General features: G+C 41.1%; 15 protein-coding genes. 12 read left to right on the top strand and 3 right to left on the bottom strand.

Features of this window, described 5'->3' with window-relative positions; genetic code table 11:
- Positions 1 to 54: 54 nt before the first annotated feature.
- The 11 genes from argG to argH all read left to right on the top strand — a co-directional run bounded on the left by argG (position 55) and on the right by argH (position 11157).
- Positions 55 to 1245, top strand: coding sequence for an argininosuccinate synthase (gene argG / locus ACKWB9_RS01400; RefSeq protein ID WP_414001188.1), 1191 nt, complete (start codon positions 55 to 57; stop codon positions 1243 to 1245).
- Positions 1238 to 2212 carry an N-acetyl-gamma-glutamyl-phosphate reductase gene (gene argC, locus ACKWB9_RS01395; protein WP_414001187.1) on the top strand — a complete coding sequence of 325 codons (975 nt, stop codon included), beginning with the start codon at positions 1238 to 1240 and terminating at the stop codon, positions 2210 to 2212. Before argG ends, argC begins: the two co-directional genes overlap by 8 nt.
- 138 nt (positions 2213 to 2350) lie before the next feature.
- Positions 2351 to 3145 (top strand): pyrroline-5-carboxylate reductase, encoded by a 795-nt coding sequence (gene proC, locus ACKWB9_RS01390; RefSeq protein ID WP_414001186.1) that lies wholly within the window; start codon positions 2351 to 2353, stop codon positions 3143 to 3145.
- Positions 3146 to 3200: 55 nt separating this feature from the next.
- Entirely contained in the window at positions 3201 to 4328 is a 1128-nt protein-coding gene (locus ACKWB9_RS01385; RefSeq protein WP_414001185.1) for an aspartate aminotransferase family protein, read from the top strand.
- The gene (locus tag ACKWB9_RS01380; RefSeq protein WP_414001184.1) at positions 4325 to 5521 is read left to right on the top strand and encodes a glutamate-5-semialdehyde dehydrogenase; all 1197 of its coding nucleotides are present in this window, start codon (positions 4325 to 4327) and stop codon (positions 5519 to 5521) included. The genes ACKWB9_RS01385 and ACKWB9_RS01380 overlap by 4 nt, the downstream gene beginning before the upstream one ends.
- A 1-nt stretch (position 5522) precedes the next feature.
- Positions 5523 to 6296, top strand: coding sequence for a glutamate 5-kinase (proB, locus tag ACKWB9_RS01375; RefSeq protein WP_414001183.1), 774 nt, complete (start codon positions 5523 to 5525; stop codon positions 6294 to 6296).
- Entirely contained in the window at positions 6281 to 7219 is a 939-nt protein-coding gene (locus ACKWB9_RS01370) for a Rossmann-fold NAD(P)-binding domain-containing protein (RefSeq protein WP_414001182.1), read from the top strand. The genes proB and ACKWB9_RS01370 overlap by 16 nt, the downstream gene beginning before the upstream one ends.
- A 9-nt stretch (positions 7220 to 7228) precedes the next feature.
- Complete coding sequence (locus tag ACKWB9_RS01365) at positions 7229 to 7978, top strand: SDR family NAD(P)-dependent oxidoreductase (protein WP_414001181.1); 750 nt, start codon at positions 7229 to 7231, stop codon at positions 7976 to 7978.
- 1 nt (position 7979) lies between these two features.
- Entirely contained in the window at positions 7980 to 8759 is a 780-nt protein-coding gene (gene argB, locus ACKWB9_RS01360; RefSeq protein ID WP_414001180.1) for an acetylglutamate kinase, read from the top strand.
- Positions 8756 to 9829: a M20 family metallo-hydrolase gene (locus tag ACKWB9_RS01355; RefSeq protein WP_414001179.1), complete on the top strand. Its 1074-nt coding sequence runs from the start codon at positions 8756 to 8758 to the stop codon at positions 9827 to 9829. Before argB ends, ACKWB9_RS01355 begins: the two co-directional genes overlap by 4 nt.
- A gap of 50 nt (positions 9830 to 9879) precedes the next feature.
- Positions 9880 to 11157, top strand: a complete 1278-nt coding sequence (gene argH / locus ACKWB9_RS01350; protein WP_414001178.1) for an argininosuccinate lyase — start codon at positions 9880 to 9882, stop codon at positions 11155 to 11157.
- A 47-nt stretch (positions 11158 to 11204) separates the two neighbouring features.
- Here the strand turns inward: argH and ACKWB9_RS01345 are convergent, their stop codons facing one another.
- Positions 11205 to 11789, bottom strand: coding sequence for a DUF4870 domain-containing protein (locus tag ACKWB9_RS01345; RefSeq protein ID WP_414001177.1), 585 nt, complete (start codon positions 11787 to 11789; stop codon positions 11205 to 11207).
- A 449-nt stretch (positions 11790 to 12238) separates the two neighbouring features.
- A complete protein-coding gene (locus tag ACKWB9_RS01340; protein WP_414001176.1) occupies positions 12239 to 13153 on the bottom strand; it encodes an AraC family transcriptional regulator in 915 nt (304 codons plus the stop codon).
- 308 nt (positions 13154 to 13461) lie between these two features.
- Between ACKWB9_RS01340 and ACKWB9_RS01335 the strand changes: the two genes are divergently transcribed.
- On the top strand, positions 13462 to 14445 hold the full coding sequence (locus ACKWB9_RS01335) for a hypothetical protein (protein WP_414001175.1): 984 nt from the start codon (positions 13462 to 13464) through the stop codon (positions 14443 to 14445).
- Between the two features lie 248 nt (positions 14446 to 14693).
- On the opposite strand, the gene ACKWB9_RS01330 is transcribed toward ACKWB9_RS01335, so the two are convergent.
- Positions 14694 to 15464, bottom strand: a complete 771-nt coding sequence (locus ACKWB9_RS01330; protein WP_414001424.1) for an IS3 family transposase — start codon at positions 15462 to 15464, stop codon at positions 14694 to 14696.
- Positions 15465 to 15492 lie beyond the last annotated feature (28 nt).

Raw genomic sequence — 15492 nt, 5'->3', positions numbered from 1 at the left:
ATGGATCCTAATTATTCATAGCCTTAAACTTATAATATATAGAAATCGTAAATCATGAAAAAATTAGTATTGGCATATAGCGGTGGACTGGACACCTCATACTGTGCAAAATATTTATCCCAGGAGAAAGGATTTGAAGTACATGCCGTAAGCGTGAACACCGGTGGTTTCTCCGATGAAGAAATTAAGGGCATTAAGGAGAAAGCCATTCAATTGGGAGCTACTTCCTATACTTCGATCAATGCCGTACAGACTTTTTATGAAAAGGTAGTGAAGTACCTTATCTATGGCAATGTCCTAAAGAACAACACCTACCCCCTATCCGTTAGTGCGGAACGTATTGTACAGGCCATTGAAATTGTAACCTATGCCAAAAAAATAGGTGCGGCGTATATAGCCCATGGGAGTACCGGAGCCGGAAATGACCAAGTACGTTTTGATATGATCTTTCAGATCATTGCTCCGGAAATAGAGATTATCACCCCTATACGGGATAACAAACTGGCCCGTGAAGAAGAGATTGCATACCTACAGGAAAATGGGGTAGATTATCCTTGGGAAAAAGCCAAATATTCTATCAATAGAGGACTTTGGGGAACATCCGTAGGCGGTGAAGAAACGCTGACCTCCGAAAAACCATTACCCGACTCGGCCTATCCGAGCCAACTACGGGAAAAAAATCCTATGGAAGTAACGCTTACATTTGAAAAAGGGGAACTGATCGCCATTAACGGTGAAAAAGACAATCCCGTTGCCAATATTGAGAAGTTAGAGGCCATGGCCTCCAAATATGCCATTGGTAGGGATATTCATGTGGGCGATACTATAATCGGCATTAAGGGGCGGGTCGGTTTTGAAGCTGCCGCTCCTTTGATCATCATAAAAGCGCACCATTTGCTAGAAAAACATACTTTGACCAAATGGCAGCAGTTCCAAAAAGAACAGCAAGGGAATTTTTATGGGATGCTCTTGCACGAAGGAAACTATCTGGATGCGGTAATGCGTAATATTGAAGCTTTCCTGACCGATACACAAAAAACGGTTTCCGGGGATGTTTTCATAAGCCTTTACCCATTTCAATTTCGATTGAACGGAATTTCATCAAAACACGATTTAATGAACGCTTCTTTTGGAAGTTACGGTGAAATGAACAAAGGTTGGACCGCGGACGAAGCAAAAGGATTCATAAAAATACAATCCAATACCGGAAAAATATATAACCATGTAAACCAAGATCATGATTAAAGCAGGGATTATAGGAGGTTCCGGGTATACGGGAGGAGAGCTCATTAGAATTTTAATGAACCACCCCGGCACGGAAATCGATTTTGTGTATAGCACGACAAGGGCGGGAAAAAAAGTTTCATCGGCCCACCCAGATTTATTGGGTATAACGGATATGGCATTTACCGGAAAAGTGAACCTTGAAGTAGATGTTGTTTTTCTCTGTCTGGGCCATGGAAATTCCACAACCTTCTTACAAGGAAATTCGTTTTCCCCAACTACAAAGATCATTGACCTAAGTAATGATTTTCGTCTGCAGGCGGATGCGAATTTTAATGGAAAGGAATTCATATATGGATTGCCGGAATTGAACCGCACCTCAATTGAAGAGGCACGGTATATTGCAAATCCCGGTTGTTTCGCTACGGCCATTCAATTGGCATTGTTGCCCCTTGCGGACAAAAAACGATTACAAAATGATGTACACATCAATGCCGTTACGGGCAGTACAGGGGCAGGTGTTAGCCCGTCCGCCACATCACATTTTAGTTGGCGGAACAATAATATTAGCTGGTACAAACCCTTTACCCATCAGCACTTGGGGGAAATCAATGAAAGTCTGCACTCGCTTCAAGAGGATGTTGGCCAATTATTTTTCCTTCCCAATCGCGGAAACTTTACCCGGGGTATTCTGGCAACGGCGTATACGACCTTTGAAGGTTCCATAGATGAGGCAAATGCATTGTTTAAAAACTTTTACACAGATGCCTTATTTACAAATATCGCCGAGGAACCCATTCACCTAAAACAAGTGGTGAATACAAATCAATGCCATATTCATTTGCACAAGCATGAAAATACCCTGTTGGTGACATCGGCCATAGACAACCTATTAAAGGGAGCGTCCGGACAGGCGGTGCAGAATATGAATCTGATATTCGGCTTTGAAGAGGATTTGGGGTTAAATTTAAAAGCAGGTGTATTCTAAAAGAACGAAGAAAGAAATAAGGGGTATAAAGTGTATGGCCTATTTGTTTAGGATTATAAGTTGCAAGCCTCAACCGATATAAAATAGTATAGAAACGGATTTTCATTTTAAAGGAGAATAACGAAAAATAAGATAAGCATGAAAATAGCCATCATAGGATCGGGGAATTTAGGTTTGGCCATAGCCAAGGGCATACTGCATAGTAGCGGTGCCACCAGTATGTATATGACCAAACGAAATACGACGTCCATAAAGGACTTTGAAAAATACGGAAACGTAACCGTTACTACCGATAATTCGGAGGCCGTACAAAATTCCGATATCCTGATTTTTGCGGTGCAGCCAGGGCATTTTGAGGGAATCCTGAATGATGTAAAACATTTATTTACGGAAAATCACGTCATCATAAGTGTTATTACCGGTTTTAGCATCGAAAAAATGGAAACCATCATAGGTTCCGATCATTGCATTATTAGAAGCATGCCCAATACCGCCATATCCGTTGGTAAATCCATGACCTGCATCTGTGGCAATGCACAAGGTAAAAAACGTATTGATCTGGCCAAGGCTATTTTTGACCGAATGGGGCATTCCCTGGAAATTCCAGAAGAACAAATGCAGGCCGCAACGGTCATCTGTGCCAGTGGTATCGCTTTTTGGATGCGTTTGATCCGTGCCACTACCCAAGGTGCCATACAATTGGGATTTGATGCCAAGGAAGCACAGGAATTGGCCATGCATACCTGTAATGGGGCCGCCGGTCTGTTGATAACTTCCGGCAATCATCCGGAAGAGGAAATAGATCAGGTTACAACACCCATGGGCTGCACCATACAGGGGCTTAATGAAATGGAACACCAAGGATTAAGCTCATCGCTCATACAAGGCATAGTGGCATCCTATGATAAAATAACCGAGTTTAAAACAAAATAAAAACACAAGTGCAATTACTAGACCGTACATGTGCATTGAACCTGAATTTTGAAGTATGAAATTATTTGACGTATATCCGCTTTATGACGTTACCCCCGTTTCCGCAAAAGGAATTGAGGTAATCGATGATCAGGGTGAAACTTACTTGGACTTTTATGGTGGCCATGCCGTAATCTCCATTGGCCATACCCATCCGCATTATATAAAACGCTTAAAAGACCAGTTGGATAAAATAGGGTTTTATAGCAACGCCGTACAGAACCCGATTCAGGTAGAACTCGCACAAAAATTGGGGAAGCTTTCCGGTTGTGAAGATTACAATCTGTTTCTTTGCAATTCTGGGGCGGAAGCCAATGAAAATGCATTAAAAGTAGCATCGTTCCACACGGGAAAGTCAAAGGTCATCGCCTTTAAGAACGGTTTTCACGGAAGGACCTCAGCGGCAGTCGCCACTACGGACAACCCTAAAATAAATGCCCCTATCAATCAACAACAAAAGGTGACCTTTTTGCCTTTTAATGATTTTGAGGCTTTTGACGCCGCCGTGCAGTGCGGGGAATATTGTGCGGTAATCCTGGAAGCTATCCAGGGCGTTGGCGGATTGGACGAACCCTCTACCGAGTTCTATCGGTTTATCGCTGAAAAATGTAAAGAACACAATGTTATTATCATTGCGGACGAGGTACAGTGCGGTTTTGGCAGAAGCGGTAAATTCTTTGGGTTTCAGCATCACGGCATCCAGCCACAGATTATCTCCATTGCCAAGGGAATGGGGAACGGATTCCCCGTTGGCGGAATATTGATACACGAGGATTTTAAGGCATCCTACGGACTTTTGGGAACCACGTTTGGAGGGAACCATTTGGCATGCGTAGCTACCTTGGCCGTTCTGGAAGTTTTGGAAAAAGAAAATTTAATTGAAAATACGGCGAAGTTAGAAGCTTATTTTAAAGAAAAAGCTGCGGAAATACCTTCCATCAAAAAAGTAAAGGGAAGGGGATTAATGTTAGGGATTGTATTTGATTTTGAAGTTGCCCCTCTAAGAAAAAGCATGATTTACAATCAAAAAATATTCACGGGCGGTGCCAAGGACAAATATGTACTTCGGTTCTTGCCGGCCCTAAATATATCCGAAAAACACATTGATCTATTTTTTAATGCCCTAAAAGCCGAATTACCATGAGCCTAGTATTGTCTTTGGAAAAACGAAATGCCGTATTACAGCGAATGGCGGAATTGGTGATAGAAAAAGCCCCTGAAATTTTGAAAGCCAACCTGGCCGATTTGGAGGGTTATAACGGCAAAGACCTGGCCATGGGAGATCGGTTAAAGGTCGATGACGAAAAAATCAACGGTATGGTACGATCACTGGAGGAACTGGCAGGCCAACCCGACCCCATTGGTGTGGAACGTTACGCCTTTAAACATGAAAATGGTATGAAGGTCAGCAATAGAACGGCCTCTTTTGGCACCGTTATGATCATCTATGAATCCAGACCGGACGTAACCATAGAAGCGGCAGGAATCGCTTTTAAATCCGGGAATAAGATATTATTGAAAGGGGGCAAGGAATCGCTGCGCAGCAATCTGGCCCTGATAAACCTTTGGCATCGGGCATTGGAAGAAAATGAATGTTCAAAAGAGTGGATCGCTTACCTGAACTATACCCGACAGGAGACCCAGGAGTTTTTGGCCCAACCTACCCAAAAAATAGATTTGATCGTACCCCGTGGTGGCGAAAGGTTGATCCAATTTGTAAAGGAACATGCCAAATGTCCGGTCATTGTAAGCGGCCGTGGGAACAATTTCTTATACATAGCTCCATCCGCAGATGTAACCATGGCCAGGGATATTATCATTAATGCCAAGACCACAAAAATATCGGCCTGCAACGCTTTGGACAAAGTTTTGATCGCCGCCGATCTGCCGAACAAGGATGAATTCTTGACCCGTTTGGCAAAAGAGCTCCGATCCAAAAATGTTGCACTTTACACAGATAGCGCATTGTCAAAAATTGAAGGGGCACAGACCGTTACGAACGAGCATATTTGGGAAGAGGAATTTTTGGATTATAAAATTGTTTTGGGCGAGGTAGAAGGGTTAAATGCCGCCATTGAAAAAATAAATACGAACAGCGGCGGACATTCCGCTACGATCGTTACATCAAATGAAGAAGAGGCCAGTTCATTTATGGCTTCAGTAGATTCCGCTGCGGTATATCACAATGCATCTACCCGATTTACGGACGGTGGTCAATTTGGTCTTGCCGGGGAATTGGCGATCAGTACGGATAAATTACACCAGAGAGGGCCCATCGGACTGCAACATTTGGTGACCAATAAATGGTATATAAAGGGTAACGGGCAAATCAGATAAGATGAAAAAGCGCATACTTATAAAAATCGGTTCCAATACCTTGACCAAAGAGACCAATCAGATCTCCAGGGGCAAGATTGAGGATATAGGCAGACAAATAGCCGCATTAAAGGATGAATATGAATTTATCCTGGTATGTTCGGGAGCTATTGCCGCCGCCAAACAATTTGTTCAATTGGAACATAACGGACAGGGGATTAATGTAAAGCAAGCACTGGCGGCCATTGGTCAACCCCGGTTAATGCATATTTTTCAGGAGAATTTCAGGGAACTCGGCCTTTTTACCTCGCAATGCCTCTTTTCCTATGCCGATCTGGAGAATGAAAATGCCAAACTCAATATAAAGAATACGATCAATGTGCTTTTGGCCAATGATGTGGTTCCTATAATCAACGAAAACGATACCGTGGCTACGGATGAAATCCAGTTTGGCGACAATGATAAATTGGCAGCGTTGACAGCGGCCTTTTTACAGGTAGATCTATTATTGATCGCCACCAATACCAACGGAATCTACACCAAACGATCCTTGCAAATGGAACGGCCGGAAACTATTAAGGAAGTTACCTCTATCAAAACTTTGGAAAATGAAGCCGATACTACCAAATCCTTGCACGGTACGGGCGGTATGCGGTCAAAAATAGAAGCCGCTACCATTGCCCAAAATTCTGGAATAGAAACTTGGATCGTCAACGGTCTAAAGGATAATTTTATAATCGATAGCTTTAAGGGAAATAACCATTTTACAAAAATCAAAGCATGCAGCACTACCTGAACATAAAAGATGCGGGCGATTTGGAAACCTGTGTTTCCGAAGCCATTGCATTGAAACAACATCCCGTTAAATTCAAGACATTGGGACAGGGCAAAACCATTTGCCTATTGTTCTTCAACAATAGTTTACGAACGCGATTAAGTACTCAAAAAGCGGCCATTAATTTGGGTATGGACGTTATCGTGATGAATTTTGGCAGCGAAGGCTGGCAACTGGAATATGAAGACGGGGTTGTAATGGATCAGGGAAAATCGGAACACATTAAAGAGGCCGCGCAAGTAGTCTCCCAATATGCGGATATAGTGGCCATTCGTGCTTTTGCAGGATTGGTGGACAAGGAAAAAGACGAGGCGGACATGGTCCTTAACGGATTCAAGCAACATGCGGCCATTCCCGTAGTGAATATGGAAAGTTCCGTAGGTCATCCATTACAGGCCTTGGCCGATGCCATAACCCTGGCCGAAAACAAAACTATCGAAAAACCAAAAGTAGTATTGTCCTGGGCGCCGCACCCAAAGGCATTGCCCCATGCGGTTGCCAATTCATTTGTACATATGATGAATTTGCAAGATGCCGAGTTTGTAATTACACATCCTAAAGGATATGAACTCGATCCCAAGATCACGGAGGGTTGTGAAATTATCAACGATCAAAAAAAAGCATTGGAAAATGCCGATTTCGTATATGTGAAAAACTGGAGCAGTTATACAGATTACGGCAAGGTACTCAGCCAAGATAAAAATTGGATGATGACCCAAGGAAAATTGGGTAATGCCAAATTTATGCATTGCTTACCGGTACGAAGAAATGTAGTTGTTGAAGATGCCGTTCTGGAGAGCGATCAAAGTCTGGTCATAGAACAGGCCAATAACAGAACCTATTCTGCCCAGATCATATTAAAAAAACTTTTGGAAACCCTGTAAAGGAAAATTATGTCTCAAAAGCTAAAAAATAAAGTCTGTATTATAACCGGAGCTACCAGTGGTATGGGCAAGTCCATTGCCGAAACTTTTTCCGGGGAAGGCGCAAAACTTATACTCTCCGGAAGGAATATGGACGAGGGGAAAGCCATGGCCGAAACTTTGCCCAATACCGTTTTTATTCCCGGAGATGTTTGCGAAGTGGACTACAATAAAAAATTGATCGAAGAAGCCCTGTCCCAATTTGGCAGATTGGATCTATTGTCCGTAAATGCCGGAATCCTGGGGTTGGGGAATGTGGTAGACCTTTCAATAGATGAATGGCACAAAACCCTTAATACCAATCTCAGTGCCATTTTCTATTTGTCAAAATTCGCTATTCCACATCTTAAAAAATCCCGGGGGACCATTTTAATAAACGCATCTATTGCCGCTTTTAAGAGTTTTCCGAACCATCCCGCCTATTGTGCATCCAAAGCAGGGGCCGTGGCGATCATGAAACAAATAGCCGTAGAATACGGTCCGGAAATCAGGGTAAACGCCCTGTGTCCCGGCCCTGTGGACACCCCCTTATTATGGAATTCCGCCAAAGCATTTGAAAATGCGGACAAAGCCGTATCCGATGCAAGGGAGAAAACCCTGTTAAAGCGATTGGGAACGACCGATGACATTGCAAAGCTCGCCCTTTTTATGGCATCCGATGATGCCTCTTGGATAACGGGAACGACCGTTAATATTGACGGAGGAATACTAAACGTTTAAAATGAAACAAAATCTTTCCATAGTAAAAATTGGTGGTAACGTCATTGAAAATGAAGCGGAACTCCAAGTATTTTTGCAATTATTTTCGGCCATGGACGGTTTAAAAATATTGGTTCATGGCGGTGGAAGAAAAGCCACTCAAATGCTGGAAAAATTGGGATTGAAACCTAAAATGATCAATGGACGCCGAATAACGGATGCCGAAAGTCTGGATGTGATCATTATGGTCTATGGTGGATTGACCAATAAAAAGATAGTGGCACAATTACAGGCCAATAACTGTAATGCCATTGGCCTTAGCGGAGCGGACGGGAACACCATCCAGGCACATAAAAGACCTGTGAAGGAAATTGATTATGGCTTTGCCGGGGATGTGGACGGCATAAACGAAAAAACCATATCCGATCTCTTGGGGGCGGGTTTAACTCCGGTATTCTGTGCGCTTACCCATGATCTTAAAGGTCAAATTCTAAATACCAATGCAGATACCATAGCCTCCACACTCGCTATTGGATTGAGCGAGATATATGAAACCACGCTCTATTATTGCTTTGAAAAAAAAGGGGTCTTGATGAATGTTAATGACGAAGGTTCCGTAATAAAGCACATCGATTCAAAAAAATATGGGCAATTGTTGCAGGACGGTATTATTGCAGATGGTATGCTCCCTAAACTGGAAAATTGCTTTAAGGCCTTAAACAAAAACGTACATAAGGTCTGTATCGGAGATATTTCCATGATAGACCCCACATCCAAACTTTTTACCACGATCACGTTATGAAAATAGAACAAACAACATTGACCCAAAAGGCAATCGACCTGTTAAAACAACTGATTTCCATCCAGTCCTTTTCTTCGGAAGAGGACAAAACGGCAGAGGCCATTGAGCAATGGTTCATGAATTTTGATATTCCTTTTGAACGCATTAACAATAATGTTTTCGCCAAAAACAAATATTGGGACAATGCGAAACCGACCCTCCTATTGAACTCCCACCACGATACCGTAAAGCCCAATAAAGCATATACCAAAGATCCGTTTGATCCGCATATAGAAGACGGGAAATTATACGGTCTGGGGAGTAATGATGCCGGGGGTGCCTTAGTTTCCCTAATGGCAACTTTTGTGCATTTTTACGATGCCGAAAACCTGAACCATAATATTTTAATAGTAGCTTCCGCAGAAGAAGAAAATGCAGGGAAAAATAGTTTGAGAGGCCTGTTGTCCAGTTTGCCCAAAATAGACGTGGCCATTGTGGGGGAACCTACGTTAATGCAATTGGCAATTGCCGAAAAAGGTTTGGTGGTATTTGATGCCGTTGTAAAAGGCACACCTTCCCATGCCGCACACCCTAATGATAACAATGCCATTTACAATACGATAGAAGTATTGGAATGGTTTAAAAATTATGGGTTTAAGAAAACCTCGGAAACTTTAGGCGATGTTAAAATGACCGTTACACAAATAAATGCCGGAAGCCAACACAATGTGGTTCCCGCACAAGTTGAACTGGTGGTAGATGTTCGTGTGAACGATCAATACACCAATAAGGAAATTGCCGACCTATTAAAATCGGAAGCGCCATGTGAGTTACAGGAACGGGGATTAAACCTAAATTCGTCCAAAATTGACAAGGGGCATGCTTTGGTACGATCGGGAATAGCCCTGGGCAGAACAACGTATGGCTCCCCTACGCTATCCGATCAGGCCGCCCTTACATGTCAGTCCCTTAAATTGGGGCCTGGCGATAGTACCCGTTCCCATTCGGCGGATGAGTACATTTATGTTCGTGAGATTGAAGAAGGAATACACCTGTATATTAAAATTTTAGAAGGATTCTTAACCAAATAAACATAAATGCAAACTCAAAAATTTATGTTTGAACTTGATACTTTACTATTATGAAACTCTGGGACAAAGGTTTTAGCACCGATCAAAAAATAGATCATTTTACCGTAGGGAACGATCGGGAACTGGATTTACATCTTGCAAAATATGATGTCATCGCTTCTAAGGCACATGCCAAAATGTTGGGTAAAATAGGTTTATTGACCGCCGAGGAAACCTCGGCATTAATAAACGAGCTGGATGCCATAGGAACATCCATAGAAAGAGGGGAGTTTAGTATTGAGGATTCTTTTGAGGACATGCATTCCAAAATTGAATTTATACTTACCGAAAAATTAGGGGACACAGGGAAAAAAATACATACGGCCCGTTCCAGGAACGATCAGGTCCTGGTCGCCATGCACTTGTATCTAAAAGACGAACTTGCCCGGATAAAATCCCAGACCAACGCTTTATTCGACTTGCTGATCAGTTTAGCCGACACCTATAAACAAGTACTTTTGCCCGGTTATACACACTTGCAAATTGCCATGCCTTCATCCTTTGGGCTATGGTTTTCCGCTTATGCGGAAAGTCTTATAGACGACCTGTATTTTGTTGATGCGGCCTATAAGATAGCCGATCAAAACCCGTTGGGAAGTGCCGCAGGTTATGGAAGTTCCTTTCCCATAGACCGAAATTTCACTACCCGGGAGATGGGGTTTTCTACCCAAAAATACAATGTGGTCGCCGCTCAAATGGGAAGGGGAAAGGTTGAAAAAGCCACTGCTTTTGGCATGGCCGGTATTGCCGCCACCTTATCTAAAATGGCGATGGACATTTGCCTATACATGAGCCAGAATTTTGATTTTATATCCTTTCCGGATGAATTAACGACCGGCAGCAGCATTATGCCACACAAAAAAAACCCCGATGTCTTTGAACTGGTACGGGCCAAATGCAATAAACTTCAATCCATTCCCAATCAACTGACCTTGGTCATCAATAACCTTCCCAGCGGTTATCATAGGGACCTGCAATTGGTCAAGGAAATTATAGTGCCCGCCATTCAGGATATGAAAGCCTGTTTGGAGATTTTGACCTTCAGTCTAAAGGAAATCAAAGTCAACCAGGGCATTCTAAAAGACCCTAAATATGACTACCTCTTTAGTGTGGATACCTTAAACGAACTGGTCCAAAACGGCATGCCCTTTCGGGATGCCTACAAGAAAATGGGAAAGGAAATCAATGAAGGCACATTTGTTCCAAAGCGTGATATTCAACACACCCATGATGGCAGTTTAGGAAATCTTTGTTTGGAAGAGATCAAAGCTAAAATGAAAAAGAGCTAGACAACATCCAAAGTTTTGGGTAAACGGAATTTTGGATATTGTCTGTCTTATCTTAAAATTCGTAATGCTGGTCTATATTTAAATGTTTTTTTATTGTAAACCCTGACCGTATTATATATGGTAATGATTATGTTATATCCATATAAAATCATCAAAGGGATAAACATTGTAAATATTCCAAAATTCCAATTTGGCAGTATTCTACCCAAAATCCCTCCAAACATTCCAGTTAATAAAAACATATAATACAAAAACAATAATAGGGTCCACGATATTTGAAAATTCAGCATTGATTTCCCCAATTCATTTACATTTTTTAGTTTGTCTTTTTTAAAAATCCACATTGTCAATGGAATAATAATTCCGAGCAAAGGAAAAAACAAAAAACCAAGTGCAGAAAGGCTCATTAAAGTCAAATAGTTTTGGTCTTCTTGTATTTTCCAATCCACTATTTCATCTGGTGAAGTGTCTAACGCAATGGCCAATCTTTTTAAAGTATCTCCTCTAGGAACTGTTTCGTTGTTTTCAATTCTCTGAATAGTTCGTAAGCTCAAACCAGATTCCTCTGCCAACATTTCTTGCGATATTCCCTTTCTATTCCTTAATTCTTTTACTTTTTGTGCTAAATTCATATTGTTCATTTTAATATAATTTTAATTTGAAGCAAAAGTATTCTGGTTTAATCCTATTTGATAGCGTCTTTACCATGTCATTCTTACGTCATTAATGTCATAGCCTTGTTTTTGGTATGACACACAACGGTGGTCTTTCTCAAAACTAAAATCATCTTTCCAAGAACAGCGTATTTGAGTTTTTCAAAAACACCTTCCAAATACATTCCTTATAACAAGGAGTTCTCAAGCAATCTGATGGTTTGCGCAAAATGCGTTGCAATATATTTTACATCTTATCATCTTTCGTTTTAATCCTCTTTTTCTTGGTGAAATATCCTAAAATATTATTTTTTAATGAGCGTAAATTCCGTAAGGTTTCTTAAATGTTCTTGGGGCAGATATGCACTATAGCTAATATAAAAGGGCATTAAAATGCTCCCTTTATATTATTGCATAGCATTTTTTATTCAAATTGGTATACAAAAGTCAACAATTGCCTTCCTTTCGGGATGTTCATTAAAGTTGTTATGATAAATCTCAAAAGGTTCTCTGTCTGCCTTTTTATATCCGTTTTCGTTCATCCAGACAAACAGCCCTGTCCACGATTTTTCAAATTCGTTCGGTTCAATTTCAAAACTACCAACGATACATTTCCCAGCTTCTATGGTTGTCAGTCCAATTTCCCCTTCCGCCTCAACAGGTTTATCGAGCAAAACGGAAGCACTCATTCTAACCTTGTTGGCTTCCGTTACCTTAAAACTGTCATGATAAACCGTTAGCACCTTTGTCCGTTCGTTCATTAACCCTTGAGGCATTGCCCATTGAATTAACTTGTCAAAAGCATTTTCAAGATTTTGAGATCCCATACAGGACACGTAGGCCACATTCATTTTTGGCATTTCCTTAATTTCAATTTTTGCATTCATTTTTATCCATTTTTTAAGATTATCAATAATGCAAATGTATTTTTCATAAGGAGGATACTCTTGACCATTCTTGCGCTCAAGTTGGCGAATCTTGCTATGTCTGTTCGGGTTTTGTCTTTTAAATTCCGTTGGACTTATTTCAAAATACTTTTTAAATGTTCTAGAAAATGAAGAATTATCGGCAAACCCATATTTGTGAGCTATTTCCGTTGTCGTAATGTTTTTATGTAGCAAGTCTAAGGCCGATTTTTCAACCCTTTGTCTGGTAACATATTGATTTAAGGTTTCGTCTGTAACGAACTTGAAAACTCTATGAAAATGGAAAGGGGAGAAAAATGCAATTTCAGAAATCGTGTTCAAGGATAAATCAGAGTCCAAGTTTTGGTCAATAAATTCAAAAACCCGGTTAATTCGGTTTTTATAATCTGCCTGTATTTCTTCATCTATTATCTTCATTTTCAAATTAAACGCAACGATTTTCTATCAAACATAGTGTGTAAAGTTGTAAACTTATTTCAGGACGGGACAGGGAACTTGTAATTTCTGCTCATGAAACTAAAAATACAAATGCCATGATCGAATACCATAGCTTTGTTTGATTATCCTCTGCGTACTCGTACCACCACCAGTCACAGATTGGCGGTAACGGAGGAGGAGCAGGGGATGCCAAAACTCCAATAATTTTACATGAAAATTTTCTTACAAAGATACTTGTCTATATATTTGTTTTCCCATCATTTTAAGAATCAAAAATAAATACATAAATGAAAAAAATAATTTTTATTTCAAGTATAATAATCAGTCATATAGGGTTTGGTCAAACGGCTGAATTAAATAGAAATAATCAGGCGGCTATATCTTTTTTACCTGGAAACGGAAATTCTATTTTTCATATGAGCCATGGCTTAAATAACGATTTAAATGTTTCCCATGGCTCCAACGTTGGTGCAGCAAATATTATGACCATTAAAAACAATGGATATGTTGGAATCGGTACTACGGGGCCAGCTAGTCAACTTGATGTTCGTACCTCAAACGGTAAAGGTATTTGGCTTAATTACAATAATGAATCAGCCGTTACTTTTAGACCAAATAACGGTAATTCTATATTTCATTTAAGCCATGGACATGACAATAGGCTACATATATCTCAAGGAGGAACAGTAGGGGCCGGTAAATTAATGACATTTGTAAATTCTGGTAGTGTAGGTATTGGTACAACAACACCTTCAAGTAAATTGCATGTTTTTAATAGTGGAAACCAAAATGGCTTAATAATTGAAAATAGCTCAGCGTCTATGGCAAATTATGGGCTAACCGTTAATAATACTTCAACTACCAGTGGATATTTACTTAGATTAAGGTCTTTTGCTGTTGATAGAGTCACCGTGTCCGGAAACGGAGATGTCGGCATCGGCATCACGGACACCAAAGGATTTAAATTAGGGGTTAATGGTAAAATAGCCGCCACAGAAATAAAAGTAGCAGCCTATGCAAATTGGGCAGATTTTGTTTTTGATAACAATTACCGGTTACCAACTCTTAAAGAAGTAGAACAGCACATCAAAGAAAATGGTCATTTAAAAAACATTCCAAGCGCAAAAGAAGTAAAAAAAGAAGGTTTCTTTTTAGGGGAGATGGACGCTAAGTTACTACAAAAAGTAGAGGAATTAACACTATATCTTATTCAGCAAAACAAACAAATCAAGGCATTGAAAAATAGAATAAAAGAACTGGAAAATAAATAGTTCGCTATGTTGAGGCCCTTTTTGGTTTTTCCGTATGTCTTCAAACGAATATGAACCGGGATAGTGTCCCAAAGTTAAGTCACGGTTTCAATTTTTGAATTTGCTACGCTTTCCTTCTTTTGAACATTCTTCGTTCTTTTCTTTATCAATTTACGGTTTTCCAATGATTTGGTGATACTTCCCGTCGTTATAATAGCTGAAGGCTTCCCTGTTTTTGAAGACTTACCCGTTTTCGTACAGGGGTTAAATTAAACAAAATGATGTTTCAAAGGGGCATGCCCCTTTGAAAATTCTTCCAAATATTCTTTTGGGCTGCTCCTTCCCAATGCTTTATGCGGATGGAAGCGGTTGTATTCCTCCTTGAATCGTTCGGTCTCCAAGTTCACTTCCTCGATATCCCTGAACAGATGCGCATCCAGTACATCTTCACGGTAGGTTCTGTTGAACCTTTCGATATAACCGTTCTGATTCGGCTTGCCCGGTTGTATGTATTTTATCTCGATGTCCTCTACCTCGCAATAGTTGACAAAGACCCTGGATAAAAATTCAGGTCCGTTGTCCACCCTTATGGCCATAGGCTTGCCGTAAATCTCTATGGCCTCCCTGAGGTATCCTACCACCCGAATTCCCGGCATGGAGAAGTTCCCCTTCATGCAGAGTGCTTCACGGTTGAAGTCGTCCATCAGGTTGAATATCCTGAAGCTCCGCCCCGTTACAAGGCTGTCCGACATGAAGTCCGCGCTCCATACCTCCCTGGGCGCGTCCGGTACCGCCAAGGGTTCCTTTATCCGTTTGGGCGGCCGTTTCTTGGTTTTTCCCCTTAACCTCATGCCCAATAGGCGATAGATCCGCAATACACGTTTACGGTTCCACTTGTGGCCTTGCTTGCGGATGCGGTTATAGAGCCAATCGAAACCCCTATCGGGTTTGGCCTCGGCCAACTCGGTGAGTTTGTCGATTACTTCCGTATCGTCACGACGGCTGCGATAGTACCACATCGAACGGCAGAGGCATACGATCGTACAGGCCCTTGCAATGCTCAGGCCT

This window comes from Maribacter spongiae, assembly GCF_047345125.1.
GTDB lineage: Bacteria > Bacteroidota > Bacteroidia > Flavobacteriales > Flavobacteriaceae > Maribacter.
The sequence above is the reverse complement of the archived record's forward strand: the minus strand, read 5'-3'. Positions and strand labels throughout refer to the sequence as shown.

Coding starts and splice junctions, on each gene's coding strand:
- argG (WP_414001188.1), top strand. CDS start 55: ATGAAAAAATTAGTATTGGCATATAGCGGTGGACTGGACACCTCATAC.
- argC (WP_414001187.1), top strand. CDS start 1,238: ATGATTAAAGCAGGGATTATAGGAGGTTCCGGGTATACGGGAGGAGAG.
- proC (WP_414001186.1), top strand. CDS start 2,351: ATGAAAATAGCCATCATAGGATCGGGGAATTTAGGTTTGGCCATAGCC.
- ACKWB9_RS01385 (WP_414001185.1), top strand. CDS start 3,201: ATGAAATTATTTGACGTATATCCGCTTTATGACGTTACCCCCGTTTCC.
- ACKWB9_RS01380 (WP_414001184.1), top strand. CDS start 4,325: ATGAGCCTAGTATTGTCTTTGGAAAAACGAAATGCCGTATTACAGCGA.
- proB (WP_414001183.1), top strand. CDS start 5,523: ATGAAAAAGCGCATACTTATAAAAATCGGTTCCAATACCTTGACCAAA.
- ACKWB9_RS01370 (WP_414001182.1), top strand. CDS start 6,281: ATGCAGCACTACCTGAACATAAAAGATGCGGGCGATTTGGAAACCTGT.
- ACKWB9_RS01365 (WP_414001181.1), top strand. CDS start 7,229: ATGTCTCAAAAGCTAAAAAATAAAGTCTGTATTATAACCGGAGCTACC.
- argB (WP_414001180.1), top strand. CDS start 7,980: ATGAAACAAAATCTTTCCATAGTAAAAATTGGTGGTAACGTCATTGAA.
- ACKWB9_RS01355 (WP_414001179.1), top strand. CDS start 8,756: ATGAAAATAGAACAAACAACATTGACCCAAAAGGCAATCGACCTGTTA.
- argH (WP_414001178.1), top strand. CDS start 9,880: ATGAAACTCTGGGACAAAGGTTTTAGCACCGATCAAAAAATAGATCAT.
- ACKWB9_RS01345 (WP_414001177.1), bottom strand. CDS start 11,789: ATGAATTTAGCACAAAAAGTAAAAGAATTAAGGAATAGAAAGGGAATA.
- ACKWB9_RS01340 (WP_414001176.1), bottom strand. CDS start 13,153: ATGAAGATAATAGATGAAGAAATACAGGCAGATTATAAAAACCGAATT.
- ACKWB9_RS01335 (WP_414001175.1), top strand. CDS start 13,462: ATGAAAAAAATAATTTTTATTTCAAGTATAATAATCAGTCATATAGGG.